At 36.3% G+C, this 19,889-nt stretch carries 17 protein-coding genes; 7 read left to right on the top strand and 10 right to left on the bottom strand.

Annotated elements, in window-relative coordinates; all coding sequences use genetic code 11:
• Positions 1-126: 126 nt before the first annotated feature.
• Positions 127-2,232 (top strand): ATP-dependent Clp protease ATP-binding subunit, encoded by a 2,106-nt coding sequence (locus T323_RS0104570; protein WP_026672209.1) that lies wholly within the window; start codon positions 127-129, stop codon positions 2,230-2,232.
• A 369-nt stretch (positions 2,233-2,601) separates the two neighbouring features.
• On the opposite strand, the gene adhE is transcribed toward T323_RS0104570, so the two are convergent.
• The 4 genes from adhE to T323_RS0104550 form a co-directional block, all read right to left on the bottom strand.
• Positions 2,602-5,205 carry a bifunctional acetaldehyde-CoA/alcohol dehydrogenase gene (gene adhE / locus T323_RS0104565; protein WP_026672208.1) on the bottom strand — a complete coding sequence of 868 codons (2,604 nt, stop codon included), beginning with the start codon at positions 5,203-5,205 and terminating at the stop codon, positions 2,602-2,604.
• 69 nt (positions 5,206-5,274) lie between these two features.
• Entirely contained in the window at positions 5,275-5,502 is a 228-nt protein-coding gene (locus T323_RS0104560) for a hypothetical protein (RefSeq protein ID WP_026672207.1), read from the bottom strand.
• A 224-nt stretch (positions 5,503-5,726) separates the two neighbouring features.
• Complete coding sequence (locus T323_RS0104555) at positions 5,727-6,065, bottom strand: hypothetical protein (RefSeq protein ID WP_026672206.1); 339 nt, start codon at positions 6,063-6,065, stop codon at positions 5,727-5,729.
• A 359-nt stretch (positions 6,066-6,424) separates the two neighbouring features.
• The gene (locus T323_RS0104550; protein WP_026672205.1) at positions 6,425-6,610 is read right to left on the bottom strand and encodes an alpha/beta-type small acid-soluble spore protein; all 186 of its coding nucleotides are present in this window, start codon (positions 6,608-6,610) and stop codon (positions 6,425-6,427) included.
• Positions 6,611-6,865: 255 nt separating this feature from the next.
• On the opposite strand from T323_RS0104550, the gene T323_RS0104545 reads away from it, so the two are divergent.
• Positions 6,866-9,115, top strand: a complete 2,250-nt coding sequence (locus T323_RS0104545; protein WP_026672204.1) for a putative bifunctional diguanylate cyclase/phosphodiesterase — start codon at positions 6,866-6,868, stop codon at positions 9,113-9,115.
• 46 nt (positions 9,116-9,161) lie between these two features.
• Here T323_RS0104545 and T323_RS0104540 read toward each other — a convergent pair whose 3' ends face one another.
• Positions 9,162-10,448 carry a glycoside hydrolase family 18 protein gene (locus tag T323_RS0104540; protein WP_026672203.1) on the bottom strand — a complete coding sequence of 429 codons (1,287 nt, stop codon included), beginning with the start codon at positions 10,446-10,448 and terminating at the stop codon, positions 9,162-9,164.
• Positions 10,449-10,580: 132 nt separating this feature from the next.
• On the opposite strand from T323_RS0104540, the gene T323_RS0104535 reads away from it, so the two are divergent.
• Positions 10,581-11,660, top strand: a complete 1,080-nt coding sequence (locus tag T323_RS0104535) for an NAD(P)/FAD-dependent oxidoreductase (RefSeq protein ID WP_218971032.1) — start codon at positions 10,581-10,583, stop codon at positions 11,658-11,660.
• A gap of 50 nt (positions 11,661-11,710) precedes the next feature.
• The gene (locus T323_RS0104530) at positions 11,711-12,610 is read left to right on the top strand and encodes an EamA family transporter (protein ID WP_026672201.1); all 900 of its coding nucleotides are present in this window, start codon (positions 11,711-11,713) and stop codon (positions 12,608-12,610) included.
• Positions 12,611-12,709: 99 nt separating this feature from the next.
• On the opposite strand, the gene wrbA is transcribed toward T323_RS0104530, so the two are convergent.
• A complete protein-coding gene (gene wrbA / locus T323_RS0104525; RefSeq protein WP_026672200.1) occupies positions 12,710-13,321 on the bottom strand; it encodes an NAD(P)H:quinone oxidoreductase in 612 nt (203 codons plus the stop codon).
• 116 nt (positions 13,322-13,437) lie between these two features.
• Between wrbA and T323_RS0104520 the strand changes: the two genes are divergently transcribed.
• Positions 13,438-14,322 carry a 5'-3' exonuclease gene (locus T323_RS0104520; protein ID WP_026672199.1) on the top strand — a complete coding sequence of 295 codons (885 nt, stop codon included), beginning with the start codon at positions 13,438-13,440 and terminating at the stop codon, positions 14,320-14,322.
• A gap of 244 nt (positions 14,323-14,566) precedes the next feature.
• Here the strand turns inward: T323_RS0104520 and T323_RS29120 are convergent, their stop codons facing one another.
• The 3 genes from T323_RS29120 to T323_RS0104505 form a co-directional block, all read right to left on the bottom strand.
• Positions 14,567-14,731 (bottom strand): hypothetical protein, encoded by a 165-nt coding sequence (locus T323_RS29120; protein ID WP_169737873.1) that lies wholly within the window; start codon positions 14,729-14,731, stop codon positions 14,567-14,569.
• Positions 14,732-14,855: 124 nt separating this feature from the next.
• Positions 14,856-15,668 (bottom strand): undecaprenyl-diphosphate phosphatase, encoded by an 813-nt coding sequence (locus T323_RS0104510; RefSeq protein WP_026672198.1) that lies wholly within the window; start codon positions 15,666-15,668, stop codon positions 14,856-14,858.
• Between the two features lie 19 nt (positions 15,669-15,687).
• A complete protein-coding gene (locus tag T323_RS0104505) occupies positions 15,688-16,476 on the bottom strand; it encodes a TerC family protein (RefSeq protein WP_026672197.1) in 789 nt (262 codons plus the stop codon).
• A 540-nt stretch (positions 16,477-17,016) separates the two neighbouring features.
• On the opposite strand from T323_RS0104505, the gene T323_RS0104500 reads away from it, so the two are divergent.
• Complete coding sequence (locus T323_RS0104500) at positions 17,017-17,493, top strand: CarD family transcriptional regulator (RefSeq protein ID WP_026672196.1); 477 nt, start codon at positions 17,017-17,019, stop codon at positions 17,491-17,493.
• Between the two features lie 130 nt (positions 17,494-17,623).
• A complete protein-coding gene (locus T323_RS0104495) occupies positions 17,624-19,093 on the top strand; it encodes a methyl-accepting chemotaxis protein (RefSeq protein ID WP_026672195.1) in 1,470 nt (489 codons plus the stop codon).
• 40 nt (positions 19,094-19,133) lie between these two features.
• Here the strand turns inward: T323_RS0104495 and T323_RS0104490 are convergent, their stop codons facing one another.
• A complete protein-coding gene (locus T323_RS0104490) occupies positions 19,134-19,883 on the bottom strand; it encodes a nucleotidyltransferase domain-containing protein (RefSeq protein ID WP_026672194.1) in 750 nt (249 codons plus the stop codon).
• Positions 19,884-19,889 lie beyond the last annotated feature (6 nt).

The following is a 19,889-nucleotide window of genomic DNA, read 5'->3' as shown; positions in this document are numbered from 1 at the left end:
AGGTCAAAAAAGGTCAGATATAATATTGATAAAGATTAATCCCTATCCAACTCGGATAGTTTTTTTACACACTATTGGTCAAAGTTAATCAAAGTCAATAACAAATAAATTTTAGGAGGTCATATTATGAAATGTCAAGTTTGTAACAATCATCAAGCATCTATCCAAGTTCATGTGTCCATAAACAATAGTCAACGTCTACTTCACCTTTGTGAATCTTGCTTTACTCAAGTTCATCACCCAAATACTATGAATAACGTATCTGGCAATGAATTTTTGCACTCCTTTTTTCATCAACATCAAAGACCACAAACGAGAACAAAAGACAATGACAAAACAAATCATTCATTTTTAGATGAATATGGCCGGAATTTAACAACAGCAGCAAAACAAGGAGAAATTGATACTGTCATAGGACGAGATGATGAGATTCAACGGATGGTCGAAGTATTAAGTCGGCGTACAAAAAATAATCCCGTTCTTATTGGTGAAGCGGGTGTCGGAAAAACAGCGATTGCTGAAGGACTTGCCCTTCGCATTGTAGAAGGAAATGTACCTAAAAAAATGAAAAACAAACAAGTATATGTTCTCGATATGTCTACTCTCGTGGCAGGGACGAGTTATCGTGGACAATTCGAAGAAAAAATGAAACAACTAGTATCTGAATTAGAAAAGCAACAGGACACGATCATTTTCATTGATGAAATTCATCAAATTGTAGGAGCTGGAGCTACAGAAGGCTCAATGGATGCGAGTAATATACTAAAGCCTGCTCTCGCTCGAGGAAAACTTCAACTGATTGGTGCAACTACATTAACGGAATTCCGAATGATAGAAAAAGACCCGGCACTTGAACGCCGCTTTCAACCGATTTTAGTAAAGGAACCATCGTATGAAAAAGCGATTGAAATCTTAAAAGGGATTCGGCCACTTTATGAACAGTACCATGAAGTACGTTATTCGGATGAAGTCATCCATGCATGTGTTTCATTATCAAACCGCTATATTCAAGATCGCTATTTACCAGATAAAGCGATTGATTTACTTGATGAAATCGGGGCGAAATTATCACTTGAACAAGAAGATTCTCCAACTGTTGAACTTGAACAACGACTAGAGGAAATAGCAGCTTTAAAAGTCCAAGCAACTGAGCAAGAAGATTATGAAACAGCAGCTACATTACGCGTCGAAGAACTACAAATTGAAGAAAAATTAAAAAATATACCAAACGAAGCTAAAACTGTTACTATTGAACATATCCAAGCCTTAATCGAAAAAAAGACAGGAATTCCTGTCACAAAATTGCAAAAAGCCGAGCAAGAGAAAATGAAAGAATTAGAAAAACAGTTAGCATCAAAAATTATTGGTCAAGATGAAGCCGTTACAAAAGTGGCAAAGGCCATTAAACGTCAAAGAGCTGGCTTAAAGCCAAAAAACCGTCCAATTAGCTTTCTGTTTGTTGGTCCAACAGGAGTAGGAAAAACCGAATTAACAAAAAGCTTAGCCAATGAATTGTTTGGAAAGAAAGATGCGATGATCCGTTTAGATATGAGTGAATTTATGGAAAAGCATTCCGTCTCTAAATTCATCGGTTCACCTCCAGGATATGTTGGCTTTGATGAAGGTGGACAGCTTACTGAAAAAGTAAGACGAAATCCTTATAGCATTTTATTGTTTGATGAAATTGAAAAAGCTCATCCAGATGTGATGCATCTGTTTTTACAAATCTTAGAGGATGGGCACTTAACAGACAGTCAAGGTCGTGTCGTTTCGTTTAAAGACACTGTCATCATTATGACATCAAATGCTGGTGTCGGACAAAAGAAAAATACTGTTGGGTTTGAACAACAAACAAACAATGAAGACCAACATTCATCAACGTTAACAGACTCTCTTCGTTCTTTCTTTAAGCCCGAGTTTTTAAATCGAATCGATTCGATTATTGAATTCAAACCATTACAAAAAGAAGCTCTTATTAAAATAGTCGATTTGCTCATTTACGATGTAGCAGAGCGTTTGGCAGAGCTCCAACTATCACTCGACATTTCTGAAGAAGCCAAAGTAAAATTAGCAGAGTTAGGATATAGCCCAGCATTTGGCGCACGTCCTCTTCGCAGAGTAATTCAAGAAAAAATTGAAGACTCCATTTCAGAATTTATCATTGATAACCCATCTGCTACACATTTTACAATTGAACTCGTCGATGATGAGATTACAGTTTCTGCTAAATAACCCACTTTTGCGGCCAGAGCAGCCGTAATTTGTGAACATCATACAGGTTTCCGTTTTTTAGCGGCCACATGAGCCCTTATTACCACAAAAGTAACACTATTCCTAGCGATATATTATGATTAACTGCTCCTGTGTCCACCAACGTTCCAAAACGCTAGCTATTATGTTCACAGATAACGGTTTTCATGGCCGCTTACTTACCATAAATAACAGAAAACGGAGGGAGCGTCTTTTCTTTCAAGCGAAGTGCGGAGCCTTCGCTCTTCTTGAAATAGCTTTCAAAGCTTCGCTACACCAAAAATTTTATGCTTTCTTAATCTTTAAAAAAAGGATGCCATTGTGTAGGCATCCTTTTTTCTCTTATTCGTATTACACACCTTTATAAGCTTGACGGTAAATCTCAGCTAATTCTGTAACTAACGGTAACTTTGGATTTGCTGTTGTACATTGGTCTTCGAATGCACGGTCAGCTAACAGGTCAATTTTACTTTCAAATTCTTTTTTATCGACACCATTTGCTGCAATACTCATCGGGATATTTAACTCTTTACCTAGTTTAATAACCGCTTGAATTAAGCTTTCTACCCCTTCTTCTGTTGTTTTTGCTGGAAGACCTAATACTTTTGCAATTTCAGCATATCGTTTGTCAGCAATAAAATGCTCATATTTCGGAAATGCAGTGAATTTTTTCGGTTTTGTTGCATTAAAGCGAATAACATGTGGCATTAATATCGCGTTTGAACGACCATGGGCAATATGGAATTCAGCTCCTAATTTATGAGCTAAGCTATGATTAATTCCTAAAAACGCATTGGCAAATGCCATTCCTGCAATTGTTGATGCATTATGAATTTTTTCACGTGCCACTTCATCATTACCGTTGCGATATGCTCGTGGTAAATATTCAAATACAAGTTGGATCGCTTTCATAGCCAAACCGTCAGTATAATCATTAGCCATGATAGATACATACGCTTCAAGAGCATGTGTTAATACATCCATTCCTGTATCTGCTGTAATATGAGGTGGTACTGTCATAACAAATTGCGGGTCAATAATCGCAACGTCCGGTGTTAATTCATAATCTGCTAGTGGATATTTTACATTATTCTTTTTATCAGTAATAACTGAGAAAGAAGTAACTTCAGAACCAGTTCCAGATGTCGTTGGAATCGCAACGAATTGAGCCCTTTCTCCTAATCTAGGATATTTAAACACACGTTTACGGATATCAAGGAATTTTTGCTTTAATCCATTAAAGTCGGTTTCAGGATGCTCATAAAATAGCCACATTCCTTTTGCAGCATCCATTGCTGAACCCCCACCTAGTGCAATAACGACGTCAGGCTCAAAGCTTCTCATCATTTCTGCACCTTTCATCACTGTTTCAATTGATGGATCCGGTTCAACATCAGAGAAAATTTCACAATGGACATAATCTGGACGTTTTCTTAAATAATATAGCACTTTATCAACATAGCCTAACTTCACCATCCCAGGGTCAGTGACAATAAGAGCTCTTGAGATGTTCGGCATTTTTTGTAAATATTGAGTAGAATATTTTTCAAAATAAATTTTAGGTGGAACTTTAAACCATTGCATATTCACATTTCTCCTAGATAGACGTTTTACATTGAGTAGATTTGCAGCACCTACGTTAGAAGAAACTGAATTTTTCCCATAAGAACCGCAACCTAGTGTTAAAGAAGGCAAGTAAGCATTATATATGTCACCAATCGCACCTTGTGACGATGGTGCATTTGTAATAATACGACCAGCTTTCATACGAATACCAAATTGACGCATGATGCTTTCATCTTCTGTATGAATGACGGCAGAGTGACCTAACCCACCAAACTCCAGCATTTCTTCAGCTCGCTGTAACCCTTCTTGTGCATTTGCTACTTTAAAGCAAGCAAGAACAGGACTTAATTTTTCACGAGATAGTGGTTCTTCTGGTCCAACTGTTGTTGTTTCAGCGATAAGGATTTTTGTATCTACAGGGACTTCAACACCTGCTAGTTTTGCAATTTCATAAGCCGGTTTTCCTACGATATTAGGATTTACCGCGCATGATTCTTCATTAATAACAAGTTTTTCAACTTTTGCTTTTTCTTCAGGTGATAAAAAGTAACAATTGTTTTCAATTAATTCGTTTTTAACATCATCATAAATCGGTTTTTCAACGATTACTGCTTGCTCAGAAGCACAAATCATCCCGTTATCAAATGTTTTTGACAACATTAAATCGTTCACAGCACGTTTAATATTCGCAGTTTTTTCAATAAAGCAAGGAACATTTCCTGGTCCTACTCCAAGGGCAGGTTTTCCAGTACTATACGCTGATTTCACCATTCCCGCTCCACCAGTAGCTAAAACAAGAGCAACTCCTTCATGATTCATCAGTTGTTGTGTTGCATCAATAGATGGTGTTTCAATCCACTGAATGCAATGCTGTGGTGCCCCTGCTAAAAACGCCGCATCACGTAAAATTCTTGCTGCTTCACTACTACATTTTTGCGCAGATGGATGGAAAGCAAAGATAATTGGATTTCTCGTTTTAATTGCAATAAGTGCTTTAAACATCGTCGTAGACGTTGGATTTGTGACTGGAGTCACCCCTGCCACAACACCAACAGGCTCAGCGATTTCAATCATTCCATCTTGCGTATTTTCATTAATAATCCCTACTGTTTTATCATACTTAATGTTGTGATAAATATATTCAGTTGAGAATATATTCTTAATAATTTTATCTTCATATACCCCACGTTTTGTTTCGTCAACCGCTAGTTTCGCTAACGGCATATGTTGGTCTAACCCTGCTAGCGCCATTTCCTTCACAATTTTGTCAATCATTTCTTGGTCAAATTCTAAAAATTCCTTTAATGCTACTTGTGCGTTTGCTACTAAGCTGTTAATTGTTTCTGTTACATTTTGTTTTTGTTTAACTTCTCTTTGTGAAACTGCCATTTTTTCCACTCCTTTTTTTATAAAAGACTTTGTGAAGCATTGAGCAAGTTATGTTAAATAGAATAGATTCTATTCACATACGGGATTTCTTTGAATTTTAGTAATTTGAATATCACTAAACATTCTCGTATTCACTTTAATAATACAAACGAAATTAGATGTCCAAACATACGATGGGATGTCATTTCCTTCTTCAATTAGCATCGCTTCAAACTCATCTTCCACAAGTTGTTCAAAAAGCTCCAGTGTATAAGTCTCAGTATCGGTTGAAAAGTTTTTCCACTCACATAGTATCATCTGTTATCAACTCCTTGTTCCTTATGAGTTCATTATAGCACGGAAAAAAATGTCTAATGGTGAACAAACTTTGGCTGTTTTGAAAGCGGTCTCCGTTTATAATTTATCAATTACAGACAAAAAAACCGCATAAAACAAGTGTTTAAGCGGTTTCTACGTTATATATAGTGTTAATGTAATTAATTTACAAATTCACAAAAAATTTGGTTGACAAAGTTTTACACTTACATCATTTGGTTTGGAGTATGTTGTTGGTGTTGCTGATGTTGGATATGTTGTTGAGAAGATTGCTGTTGTTGCTGAGGCATCGACATATGTGTCATAGCTTGTTGGTTCATCATTTGCGAAGATAAACGTTGGTTTTCTTGAATAAGCTGGCTGCAATATTGTTGAAGCTGTTGGATTTGACGAGTTGCTGCACTTTCGTTTTCACTCATTTGTTGTAACTGCCCAGCGATATGTCTTAATTGATTAGCATTTTGTTGCTCCATTTGTTGCATTTGTTGAAGAGATTGTTGAATTTGGTTTCCAGACGTCATTTGTGTAAATTGTTGTTGATACATTTTGTTTCCTCCTAATAATATAAATGGTTTTTTATTACACCGTTAAGGTAACCAAACAATCTGTTTTTATGATACTATTTTTAAATTTTTTTTCTCAAATGACAATAATCAAATAAACGCAGGGAGCGAAAAATGAGTGAAGCAAAACGAATGGATAAAACACGACATGCCACGCGCTGTTAATAAAGAGTATATAAGTAAGAAAGCACCGGAGCGTCTTTTCGTTTCCAGCGAAGTGCGGCGGCCTTCTCTCTTCTAGAATCATCTTTTAAAGACTTCACTGCTGTACCAACATATTTCTTATCTATAAAAAACCGCACGACAATTTTGTCGTACGGTTATATGCCATATATGAAATTTTAAAACTTTTGTTGTTCTGCTTGTTGAACCAATCGTTTTGTAATTTCTCCACCTACAGAACCATTAGAACGAGCTGTTGAATCAGCACCAATTTGAACACCAAATTCTTGGGCAATCTCATACTTCATTTGTTCCAATGCTTGTTCGATGCCAGGGACTAGAAGTTTGTTACTGCTGTTAGCCAATTTCTATCACCTCGCTTTGCTTGGATTACTTTTAGTATGATATTATAGATGGTTATTATTCGATTTGGACCATGGTAATATATTCACTCATTTACAACAGCCAATTATGAAATAAAGTTTTTACATTTTCAGACAAAAAACCTTCCATATCCTCATATTAATTATGGTATATTAGTACTAACAAAAGAAAAAACACCGTTAGTTCACGGTTCAACAATACTAATTACCTATAACTTGAGAATGATAGGAGTTTTTATGAGTCTGAAAAAAAGTGTCCTTATTTTTATTGTCATTTATTTTTTTAGTTATTATGGATGGCTTATCTTTTTACAGGAAACCGATAATCTAAAAGCCATTGGTGGAGGATTCTTTTCTCTTATCGGGATTTTGGTTGCCGGCGTCATCCTCCTATCTAGTGTTTTTAGAACAACAGGAAAATCCAAAGTGTTTTGGTTATTATTGTTATTCGGCATAAGTAGTCATGTAGTGGCAGAATTCATTTGGTTTTATTATGATATTGCAGGTATACATAGAAATCAAATTGAAGTTTATGATTCCTTTTACTCGGTTTACCATTTATTTTTAATCATTGCCATTTTTTACTTAATGTTCAAAAAACACAACAAATATAAAAATGCCAGACTCATTATCGATGCTTTTTTATTTTTAGTAGTTATCGGCACCATCAGTACGTTTTTCATCATTGAACCTATGATTAAAAAAATTCACACTATACAAATGGTCGATTTTACATTAATTTATCCGTTTACTGGTTTAATTTGTTTATTTGGGCTTCTGAATTTATTACTCTATCGGGATCAATCTAAAAAATCACTTTCGCTCTTAACTTTAGGAGTATTAGTTCAATTTATCGTTGATTATATATATTTTCAACAATCCATGACTGACAATTATGAATCAGGACATTGGTTAGATCCTTTATGGATACTTGCGCTACTACTTATCGCTTTATCAAGCTTGTATGACTCAAAATTAGCACTGTTAAAAAAAGACGTTTCAATTCGACCGCTGTCGCTCGCCAAAGTATTACCTCACATCTCAATCATTGTTTTAATGTTCATTATGTTTAGTAATGACAATTATACTACACCATGGTTGTTTTATGTTTTTAGCCTTATTATCGTCATCGTCATTGTGCGGCAAGTGATGACCATGTTTGAAAACCAAACGCTCGTAACTGAGTTAAACAAACAAATTCATATCATTGAAGATATGGCCTATTATGATTCTTTAACAGGGTTACCAAACCGTCTAAAGTTTACGCTTGAACTACAAAAAGCAATTGCTCGCTCTAAACAAAACGGGCACTCCTTATTCGTTTTATTTATTGACTTAGACCGATTTAAGTCCATCAATGATACAATGGGACATTCAATAGGAGATCAACTTTTAACAACTATCGCTGAACGGCTGCGAACGATCGTTGGACAAGATAAAGTAGCCAGGTTTGGGGGCGATGAGTTTCTCCTTTATATCGAAGGGGAGACAACAGAATACATTCAATATTTAGCAGCTGAGCTTGTAAATGAACTTAGTCATCCTTTACAAGTGAACGGTCAATATCTCCAAGTAACCCCTAGTATTGGAATAAGCCCATACATGGAAAATACGTCAATCGATACGTTAATTAAAAATGCAGATACCGCCATGTATATTGCGAAAGAAAAAGGGAAAAATACATTTGAGTTTTTCACATCAGAACTTCAAATCAAAGTGAATCGTAAACGTTCTATTGAAAAGGAATTACGTTTTGCAATTGCACGTAAACAATTTCAACTTTCCTATCAACCACAAGTACATCTACATACAGGTCAATTGGTGGGATTAGAGGTTTTGTTACGGTGGGAACACCCTGAATTTGGCGTCATTTCCCCTCATGAATTTATTCCGATTGCAGAAGAAACAGGGCTAATTATGTCGATTGGGGAATGGGTGTTAACAGAAGCTTGCTTACAACAGAAGAAGTGGGTTCAAAACGGAAGCCCTTCTTTAAAGTTATTTATTAACATCTCACAAAAGCAAATCATTCACCATCAGTTTATCTCTTCATTACGAGACATATTGGAAGTGACAAGAATTAATCCTTCTTTTTTAGGATTTGAATTATCAGAACAAACCCTTGATAAGACAGAGATTGTTCAAGCTCGGATCCACGAACTTCATCATATGGGATTTACGATAGCCATTGATGATTTTGGCACTGGTTATTCGTCATTAAGTCAAATTATGAATTTACCGATTGATATGTTAAAAATTGATTTATCCTTCATCCGCAATTTCCCAAACGAGCATACTTCCCTTATAAAAAGTATGATCGATATCGGAATTAACATGAATTTAGTCGTTGTCGCTGAAGGAATTGAATCCATTGCACAAATGCAAGCATTACATAAGCTTGGCTGTGAATGTGGACAAGGATATTTATATAATCCTCCACTCACCGCAGAACAAGTAGAAGCGTACTTTTTCAATGTGAAAAAATAAGGATGATTCAATGAGGTTTCTCATGAAGCATCCTTTTTTCATGCCTTTATCTTTTAACAACGTCAAAATTATCGCCAATCAGTACCCAGTTTTGCGGAAAGCTCAGTCCTAGCTTCCAATAACTAATGCCTCGCAACCCTAGTCTTGTAAGTAAATCAAATTTCGCTTGGATAGAACGGGCATCTTCAAACCAAACTTTATGCTCATTCCCTTGTTCATCAACATAATCAAGATGTGGTGCCATAGCATCCAAATCAAATTGAATTGGAACATTGTATGATCGAGCAAGCCCAATCGCCTGTTGAGGGCTAATCGCTCTTGCGTACTCTCCTCCAGGTACAAACGGCAATGTCCAATCATACCCATATAAGTTTTGCCCCATCATGATTTTTGACCCTGGCATTTCTGTTAATGCGTACTGCAATACTTCTTCCACCGGACCGATTGGAGACACAGGCATTGGCGGGCCTCCACTATATCCCCATTCATACGTCATAATCACAACAAAATCCACGATTTCACCATGCGCCCTATAATCATGGGCTTCATACCATACTCCAGGTTGATCAGCTCTTGTTTTCGGAGCTAATGCGCTTGAAATGAGTAATCCTCTTTCACGGATCCTACGAGCCGCTTTTCTTAAAAATTGATTATACGCTTCCCGATCAGCAGGTCGTAAATATTCAAAATCAAAATGAATATCAGAAAAGCCAACCCGCTCGGCTTCAGCAAGAATAGTATCCAATAATAAATCTTGTACCGATTCACTCTGCAGGATATCCCGCCCAAGCTCATCACTAAATTGACCTTCTTCAAGATTTGTAATGACCATCATAAGCGCTACATCTGTTTGCTCCGCAATTTCTGGAATTCCAGCAAGTGGCTGCGGATTTAAAGATCCATCTCTTCTTGCCTCATAGCTGAACGGTGCTAAATAAGTTAAATATGGAGTAACATTTCTTGCTTCTTGCAAAAGTTCTGGTGCAACAAATTCTCCTCTCGGCTCAATATAAGCATTAATTTCTGCCTGTCTTGTAGGGAGCGGAGGGATATAAAGCCGTAATCCAATTGGCAGTGGTTGTGTTACATCAAGTTGGTTCACTTCGGCCAAGTTTTCCCATGATACCCGATACATTTGGGCAATCGATGATAATGTATCTCCTGCTCTCACCCAATAAAATCGACCGACAATCGGGATAACTAACGCTTGACCGACAACTAATTGTTCCGGTGCTTCTAACTGATTGGCTTCAATAATCGCTTGAGCGGTCGTTTCATAAGCTTGAGAAATTCCAAATAATGATTGACCTGGTTCAACAACGTGAATTTGCATATCTCCACCTCACTTCACATTAATATTCTCCCTTGATTTTATGAGGGAGATAAAAGATTCAGAAGCAAACAAGTTTTCTTTTTGATAGTGAATTTCTTAAAAGCTCATACTAAGGTAAAAAGGAGGAATGTTATGATGGAAGTTGCCATTATGGGAGCTGGTTTATCCGGATTATCGTGTGCTATCATTCTAGAAAAGAATGGGATAACACCAACAATATTTGAACATCGCAAAGAAGTAGGAGATCGCTTTATAAACGGCGAAGCAATTTTACCTTTACTTGATCCGCCAATTGATGATGCCATTCAATTTTTATCTGAACAATACGGTATATTTTTAAAACCAGTGAATAATATCCAACGGTTAACATTTGTTTCTGAAAATGAAGAAACAACGGTTCGAGGACATCTCGGTTTTATTAATACACGTGGTCGACATAAGCTCTCATTTGAAAAACAACTTATGTCTCAATTACAGGTAGACATTGTGTTTAATTCGAAAAAAACGTATGAAGATTTACTTCATGAATACTCACATGTTGTTTTAGCAACAGGTGATGCGAGTTTTAGTGAAGATATTTCTATTTTCCAAAAGGACTTAACGACTACGGTGAAAGGGGCAACAATTGAAGGTTCCTTTGATCCACGTCACGTCTATTTATGGCTGAACAATACATTTGCTCCAAAAGGATATAGTTACTTACTCCCATTTTCGAAACAGGAAGCAAGTATTGCGATTGCTTTTCCAGAATATGAGCCACAACAGGCGGACTTATTATGGGATGCTTTTATTAAAGAAGTTTCTCATTCATTACAGCAACAAATTCAAATAACAGACCAATTCCAAGTGTCCAATTATATTGTCGGTTTAAACAAATATCCGCGCATTGGCAACACGTTTTTTACCGGAAATTGCATGGGATCCATCCAGCCGTTTATGGGATTTGGTCAATTGTTTGCGTTTCTTACTGGTATTTATGCAGCAGAAGCTATTCTTGGTCAAGGCTCTTACGAAGCGAAAACAAAATCTCTCATTAGGAATTATAAAGACTCGCTTACGTTACGCAGACTATTGGAATCTTGCGATAACCAAAAATTTAATTTACTTGTCAAAAGTCTAAATACAGAAACGGGCAAAGAGGCGATTCGAGCGAAAAACCATCAATACTTAACAACCATAAGTTCTCTTTTAAAGCCTTTCTTTTCAAAATAGGAAACGGACATGGTATGCTAATAGCGGTGCAATGGAAAGGGGGAGTTTATTTGTTAAAGTATTCTTTTATCGTTTTACTAGGAGCATGCAGCTACGGAGTGTTGTCCACTTTTGTAAAGCTAGCGTATGGTAAAGGGTTTACACCGACAGAAGTAATTAGTAGTCAATTTTTAGTTGGTTGGCTTAGTATGGCTATTCTCTACATATTTACTCAAAAACAAAAAATACAAGGAAAAACCTTTATAAAGCTCGCACTTGTTGGAACAACAATTTGCTTAACTGGTACTTTTTATTATTTATCCCTTCAAACATTACCTGCATCAATTGCAATTATTTTACTGTTTCAATTTACATGGATTGGGATTATTTTAGAATCGATACATTCGAAAAAAAAACCACAAGTAAAAATTATAATTGCACTACTATTACTCTTTTCAGGTACGTTACTTGCGGCAGGAACAATAGACGTAACTGCTACTTTTTCTTTTTCCGGAATCTTACTTGGACTTTTAGCTGCTTTATCGTTTGCTTTGTTTATTTTCTTTAGTGGCAAAGTGGCTACGAACATTCCTTCCATCCAGCGAAGCTTTTATATGACATGTGGAGCTCTTCTATTAGCGTTAGTCCTGTTTCCACCAACCTATTTCATCCAAGGTACAACCGACCAAGGGCTCGTTTTCTATAGTTTGTCGCTAGGTATTTTGGGCATTGTATTACCGACACTTTTATTTGCAATTGGCATGCCCAAAATCGGGTCCTCCTTAGGATCGATTCTCGGTGCTGCTGAACTACCAACTGCTGTCATTATGTCTGTCGTTGTTCTTCATGAAGCTGTTACACTTGTTCAATGGCTTGGGGTTGTCCTTATTTTAATCGGAATTGCCTATTCACAAAAAAAAGATCAGTCTTTTGCGCTTCAACAACACACGCATTCAACCGATCATCCTTAAGAAAAAAGCGGAGCGTCTTTTCTTTCAAAGCTTCACTGCTATACAAAATTTTTCTTATCTTTAAAAGAAGGGTGCCCTATCGAAAAGGCACCCTCTACATTACTTTACTCCATTTTTGATCATACTTGCAATTTGAGCCGTTCGTTTAGCTTGAAACTTAACAGCTTCCATCACATCTTCTTTCATATTTCCTTCCTGGTCGACCGTTACACTTGTACCATAAGGGTTTCCCCCTGCACCAAATGTAATCGGATCAGCATATCCTGGTGCTGCAATAATAGCTCCCCAATGAAACATCGTTGTATATAAGGATAAGATTGTTTGTTCTTGCCCCCCATGCGAATTACTAGCAGACGCCATAGCACTAACCACTTTATTAACTAACTTCCCTTGAAACCAAAGGCCGCCCGTTGTATCTAAAAATTGCTTCATTTGCCCAGGAATATTACCAAACCGTGTTGGCATGCTGAATATAAAGCCATCTGCTTCTTCTAAATCTTCAAGTGTTACTTCAGGAACATCTTTTGTTGCCTCAATATGAGCCTTCCAGCCAGGATTGGATTCAATGGCTTCTTTTGGAGCAATTTCTGGTATTTTTAATACTTTTACTTCTGCCCCAGCTTCTTTCGCACCTTCTTCTGCCCACTGAGCTAATTTGTAATTAGTCCCTGTAGAACTATAGTATATTACTGCTATTTTCGTCATAGTCATCCTCCTTTTTATTTCATATTCATTATTACCTTAAATTATAAAATCATTTATTCTAAATGAAATCATGATATAATATGCCAATACTAGGTCTATTAAAAAAGGAGTTACTTACACGAATGCAAACAAACTTATTATTAATTGATGGATTTAATTTATTAAGTCGCGGATATTTCGCAACTTCTTATGGTAAATCAGATGAGGAATTGACGAAGAATAGCCAAGGACTTTATACAAATGCACTCCGAGTGTTTTTTCAAAAACTATGTAATTTAATATCTGATCATTCGATTAGTCATGTTGCAGTAGCATGGGATGTGAAACGAGAAGAAACAACCCGTAGACAAAAATATGATTTTTACAAAGCTACTCGAAATGAACTTCCAGACGCTTTAATTCAACAATACGAAACATGTACAGCTTTACTTGATAAACTAGGAATTACTCAACTTGTCACTCCCCCATTTGAAGCCGATGATGCAATTGGTGCCATGGCGTTAAAATGGACCCGTCTCGAACAAGGACATTGTTATATTTATAGTAATGATAAAGATTTACTACAACTTTTAAATGAGCAAACATCACAAATCATTGCTGGAAAAAAAGGCGATATGATTTATTCAGTTTCACATTTCCGCAATGAATATCAAATCGAACCAAATCAGTGGGTTGACGTTAAAGCTTTGTTGGGGGATAAAAGTGATAATATTCCTGGTTGTCCTGGTGTAGGGGAAAAATCTGCATTGCCACTCATTCAACAATACGGCTCAATTGAACAATTGTTTGAGCAACTAGATGAGTTAGATGCAAAATTTAATCGCTATAAAAAGAAATTAGTAGAAGGAAAAGAAACGTCAATTATTAGTAAAGAATTAGCGAAAATCATTTGTGACATCCCACAACTACATGAACTAGATATGGAAACATTAACGTATGAATTAGAAAGAGAAAAATGTCTATCGGCTTTCTCTGAAATTGAATTAAAGATCAAAGTATTAGCGTAAAGAAAAACATGGGAGCGTCTTTTCATTTCATGCGAAGTGCGGAGCCCTGCCCGCTTTTGACAGTGAACCCCAAGTGGTCTTCTTGGGGTGAAACGCGCAGGTGCGCAGCCTTCGCTCTTCTAGAATAAGCTTCCAAAGCTTTCAAAGCTTTCAAAGCTCCCCTACTATACCAAGATTTTCTTATCTTCAAAAATAGGAAAGACGTAGTAATGTCAACGGTTTGTGAACTACTACGTCTTTTTTATTAGTTGTTGTTATTGTTATTACGATTATTACGGTTGTTGCGGTTGTTTTGGTTTACATCGTTTTCAGCTGCAAATTCTGTATTTGCATTGTCGACGTTTAACTCATTATTATTGTTGTTATTGTTGTTATTGTTATTGTTGTTGTTACGGTTGTTACGTGCCATGTGTACTCACCTCCTTAACAATAACTACTATTCCTCAAGAAATTTAAACATATACAAAAAAATGTAAAATAATTTTATACTAAAAGAAAAACAGCGCCTCGTGAAGTAGAGGCGCTGTTTTTCTTTATAAATATACAAGGATTAATGTCCCTGCAATGAAACAATAATAAGAGAAGTATTTTAAGTTTCCTTTTTGCATAATCCCCATAAACCATCGAAGGGAATAATAAGAAAAAACTAGTGCTAAGAGAAAAGCAATCGTATATGGAATCCATAATACGTTAATTTGTGGGTCATTGATTATATCTGATATTCCTAAAATACCCGTTCCAACACTGATCGGAATATAAAGTAAAAATGAAAAGCGTAATGCTGTTTCTTGTTTCATTCCTAGCCCCATCGCCGCTACAATTGTCGCCCCTGATCGGCTTATACCTGGCAACAGTGCTAATGCTTGTGCAAAACCTACAATGATAGCATCCTTCACTGTTAAATTCCCATCATTTTTTCTTCCCTTTAAATTTCGAATCAGCCATAATGCAACACCAGTAATGAGCAAGCTAATCCCAACAACAACCGTTCCTTTTAATGTTTCACCGATAAAATCTCCAAAGAGGAGACCAAGGACACCAGCTGGTATCGTGCCAATAATTAAATAGACAATAAAGTTGAAATCTGATTTTGCTCCTGGTTCACGTTTCACAATATAAACGAGTCCATTGTTGATTATCATGAATAAGTCACGACGATAAATGATAAGGACTGCGATCAAAGAAGCAAAATTGACGAGGACTTCAAAACTCATTCCTTCTATGATAACTCCTGTCATCTCTTGGATTATCACAAGGTGACCACTTGAAGAAATCGGAATCGGCTCTGTAAATCCTTGTATTATACCAAGCAATGCATATTTTAATAATGTATACAAGTCTTCCACTAACATTTGCTCCCTTCCCTTACTCTGCCTTAACTTGCTTCACTTCTTGTCCAGCCACTTCTTCCTTTGATAAAAACCAGCTAGCTAAAACAATAATAACGAGGACTGTCCAAAAAATTATCTTCCACTCAGTTTTATGCGAAAACCCTTCAGGTAAGAACGCCAAATTTGGATGGGCCATCGTATAAACCGCTAATTTCACACCAACCCAGCCAACAATTAAATAGGCCCCTGTTTCTAATCCAGGTTTACGATGTAACAAGGCTACAAACTTCCCTGCCGCAAATCGCATAATAATGACCCCAATTAATCCACCTGTTAAAATGACGAGAAATTGTCCCCCATCAAAGCCACCAATATTCGGTAAAGACGTCGCAGGTAACATTACCGCTAAAGCAACAGCAGCAAGGATGGAATCAACAGCAAAAGCGATATCAGCAAGTTCAACTTTTAATACCGTTATCCAAAAATTGCTTTTTGCTTTTTCTTTTGCTGCTATTACTCCTCCGTCTTTTGCTTTTAATACATATTTCTTAAGGAGAAAATGCACAGAAATAAACAATAAGTATAAAGCACCAATAGCTTGAATTTGCCATACATTGATTAGAAATGAAATCAAAAACAACGAAGCAAACCGAAAAACAAAAGCTCCTGCTAACCCATAAAACAAAGCTTTTTTACGTTCTTTTTCTGGCAAATGCTTTACCATCATTGCTAACACAACCGCATTGTCTGCTGCTAATAAACCTTCTAATCCTATTAGCACGACTAGTACCCAACCATACTCCAACAATAACTGAACATCCATCTTCATTCGTCTCCTCTTTTTATCATACTGTTCTTGAAACAATTGCTGCCCAAGGTGCCGTGAACCGATAAAACAACAAAGTATGCAAAAAACAGCATGTCATAAATAAAACCCTTCACTACTTTTCCTAGTAAAGACTTTTATCCAAAGGAAAAAGACCTCTACCAGAGTTTGGCAAAGGTCTTGCTAACAACGAATTCGTTGCCACCAAAGCCGGGGTTTTCGTTTAAACCCGGGATGACGACTTTGAATGAACAGCTACTCCCCTTTGAGTAGTATGAAGTTAAACGTATCTTAATCTATAGGAACTTAACCGTCAATAACAATCCTGTGTAAAAATAAATAAAAAAATTTTAAAAATGTGATAGTTTTCAGTAAATTGGACAAACTTATATAGAACAAGGGAGAAATCGTTTTCATTATTTGATTTTTTTATTGACATTCATTCTAATAAAGTGATAATATTAAAATTTTACGAATTTTGATTAACTTCACTTAATATGATATAATGTAGACATTAGCTTTTTAAGGGGGCATATTATGTATCAAGTTGGCGATAAGATTGTGTATCCGATGTATGGAGCTGGAGTTATTAAGGACATTGAGGAAAAGGAAATTTTAGGCGAAACGAAATCATACTATATTTTCCATATGGACCATAGTAATATGCAAGTGATGATACCAACTGGAACAACATCAAACCTTGGCATTCGTCAAGTTGTAGACTCAGAAACGTTAGAGCAAGTATTAGATATTATTTTTGACGGGGAACCAGATATGAGTGTAAATCGTCATCAACGATATCATCTTAACGTAAAGAAAATGAAAAGTGGCGATATCTTTGAAAGTGCTCAAGTTATCCGTGACCTTATTCATTTAAAAAGTCAACAAAAAATTAGTACACAAGACAAATCGATGCTTGATAACGCCCTGCAAATTTTAACAAGTGAACTTATTCTCGTTAAAGGTATTTCCGAAGAAGAAGCAAGTGAGATACTAAATAAAAAAATAAGTTAATGAAAAAAGAACTCTCTCCAATGGAGAGTTCTTTTTTTTTTGCAATTCATCCTTATATTATGAAATTTTTTCTATACAATGTAAAAAGTTGTATTATAATAGTCCCATAAGGATTAAGGGGGAAAGAACGATGTCAAAGGAAGATTACATGATTCAAAGTCGAAATAAACTGTTAACGCTTTTATTATGGATCGGGTATGGTTTGGGGATTATCGGAAACGCGATTGCAAATCCATCAAAGATGATTCCATACGTTATTGTTGGATTGCTAGTAGCAATTATTATTACTTTCTTATCATGGCAAAATATTGCTCCTTATGCGATCCAATATATCGCTGTCATTGCTTTAGCCATTTTAACTTTTGCAATGATTTCAACTTCACCTCGACTTACAAATTTCTTTATGATTTATGTCTGTCTTTCATTTATTACGATTTATTTCAATTATCGTGTCATCATTTTCTCTGGAGTTGTCGGATTAGGATTAATTAATTATTTTTTCCTTACTTTTCAAGAAACAATGTTTTTTGGAGCGGGGAATGATTACCTTCTTGGCTTAAATCTTTTTTACCTTGTCGTCACTATTATATTATTAATGCAAACTCGAATCGGGACAACTCTTCAGCAGCAGGCTGAACGGGATAAAGAAAAAATTGAACAGCAGCAAAAACAAACCGAACACCTATTACAAAACGTATCTCAAACTGTGGCTACCTTGTCAACATTCAGTGACAATCTTAAAGCTAATGTCCAGTCTGCTGGAAGTATCTCACAAGAAATAACGGCAGCCTTTGGCGAAGTCGCAAAAGGGGTAGATTCGCAATCTGCAAGTGTGATGGGGATGAATGATTCGATACAATCGACATGTCAAAATGTATTTCAAGTAGCAGACTCTTCTGTTTCTATGAAAACACGCACAGAAGAAACAAAACAAATTACAGTGGATGGACATACACAAATGGAAAGACTTTCCGAAGAAATTAATAATGTTTATGGCATTATCGATAATACGGTCGTTTTAATGGAAGGATTAACGAAACAAAATAAAAATATTAACGGGTTCTTGTCTAAAATCACTGAAATTTCCGAACAAACAAATTTACTTGCCTTAAATGCAGCCATCGAAGCTGCTCGTGCTGGAGAACATGGTCGAGGGTTTGCCATTGTAGCTGATGAAGTTCGAAAGCTAGCGGAAGACTCCAAACAGGCGACAACAGATATTCGCGAAATCTTACAAGCTATTGAAACACAAACATTGACTGTGACAAATGAAGTAAAAGAAGGACAATTGGCCATTCAAAAAAGCGAACAAGTCACAAAGGACACACTTCAACGATTCAACCAGATTAGCACAAATACAGAAGCAGTTGCCACTCAAGCAACATTGGTTGAAAGTTTAGTAGAAAAACTTCAAAAAGATATTGAAGCGTTAATTACCGAAATATCTTCTGTCACTGCTGTTACACAACAGTCAAGTGCGTCAATTGAGGAGATTTTAGCGAGTGTAGAAGAACAGCATCAACGAATTGAAGACGTTGTTTCTACTTTTAAAGAATTAGAGGAAGTCACATCAAAATTAACAGTATTAATGGAATCCTAAACATGAAACCCCAACGTTTCCTAAACGATTGGGGTTTCATTTATTCCCATGCTTCTTTTACGATATGTTGAAAGAAGGCTGTAAGCTCCCCCTCTTCCTTCCTTATACTTTTCTTTTTCACAACTTTGTGGGCAAAATCATTTAACTGTTGTAAAACAAATGCTTGAATGGCATTAAAGTCAAGCTGTTCTGTTATTTCACCCCGTTTTACTTGCGCCATTTTCAGGAATTGCTCTTTTAGCGAGTCTGTTATATTTACAGCTTGTACTAATGTTTCAAAATGAATAGGTGGAATTGTCCCATATTGAACAATCCACCTACATGCTAATAGCGGTTTTACCACCGTGATATAGGACTTTACATTATCAATATCCACTTTTCTTTCATTTGCTTCTGCCATCTTCCTATAGTGATAAAAACATGTACCAGGACAGAAATATAAAAGACTTTTCTCTTTTAGTTTCTGAAAGATAGCCTCATTTGTCACTGGAAGTTGCGGGGATTGGAACCACTCTAATAAGGATGGGTTTGATTTTATAAGAAGCAAGATCGCTTTTTTCATATCCCAGCCGTGTAGCTCAATCTTGTTTTCTAATAACGTGATTGTATCTGGATATTCAAATAGAGTGACATACGAGTCAAAACGCCTAGTATAAATAAAACGGTTATCATAGTCACTAAAAGGAGAGTGTAACCCTGCTGCCAAGCTCCCTGTTTCACAAGCAAAGACGATTTTCACATCATGCTTTGTTTCAATTTCCTTTATCATTTGATTGATATACGTATGCACTGATAA

This window comes from Alkalihalobacillus bogoriensis ATCC BAA-922 (assembly GCF_000621445.1).
Taxonomy (GTDB): domain Bacteria; phylum Bacillota; class Bacilli; order Bacillales; family Bacillaceae_F; genus Bacillus_AO; species Bacillus_AO bogoriense.
Note: the sequence above shows the minus strand (reverse complement) of the source record. Positions and strands in the feature narration are given on the sequence as shown.

Coding starts and splice junctions, on each gene's coding strand:
- adhE (WP_026672208.1), bottom strand. CDS start 5,205: ATGGCAGTTTCACAAAGAGAAGTTAAACAAAAACAAAATGTAACAGAA.
- wrbA (WP_026672200.1), bottom strand. CDS start 13,321: ATGACTATGACGAAAATAGCAGTAATATACTATAGTTCTACAGGGACT.
- T323_RS0104555 (WP_026672206.1), bottom strand. CDS start 6,065: ATGTATCAACAACAATTTACACAAATGACGTCTGGAAACCAAATTCAA.
- T323_RS0104545 (WP_026672204.1), top strand. CDS start 6,866: ATGAGTCTGAAAAAAAGTGTCCTTATTTTTATTGTCATTTATTTTTTT.
- T323_RS0104540 (WP_026672203.1), bottom strand. CDS start 10,448: ATGCAAATTCACGTTGTTGAACCAGGTCAATCATTATTTGGAATTTCT.
- T323_RS0104505 (WP_026672197.1), bottom strand. CDS start 16,476: ATGGATGTTCAGTTATTGTTGGAGTATGGTTGGGTACTAGTCGTGCTA.
- T323_RS0104500 (WP_026672196.1), top strand. CDS start 17,017: ATGTATCAAGTTGGCGATAAGATTGTGTATCCGATGTATGGAGCTGGA.
- T323_RS29120 (WP_169737873.1), bottom strand. CDS start 14,731: ATGGCACGTAACAACCGTAACAACAACAATAACAATAACAACAATAAC.
- T323_RS0104535 (WP_218971032.1), top strand. CDS start 10,581: ATGATGGAAGTTGCCATTATGGGAGCTGGTTTATCCGGATTATCGTGT.
- T323_RS0104520 (WP_026672199.1), top strand. CDS start 13,438: ATGCAAACAAACTTATTATTAATTGATGGATTTAATTTATTAAGTCGC.
- T323_RS0104570 (WP_026672209.1), top strand. CDS start 127: ATGAAATGTCAAGTTTGTAACAATCATCAAGCATCTATCCAAGTTCAT.
- T323_RS0104560 (WP_026672207.1), bottom strand. CDS start 5,502: ATGATACTATGTGAGTGGAAAAACTTTTCAACCGATACTGAGACTTAT.
- T323_RS0104495 (WP_026672195.1), top strand. CDS start 17,624: ATGTCAAAGGAAGATTACATGATTCAAAGTCGAAATAAACTGTTAACG.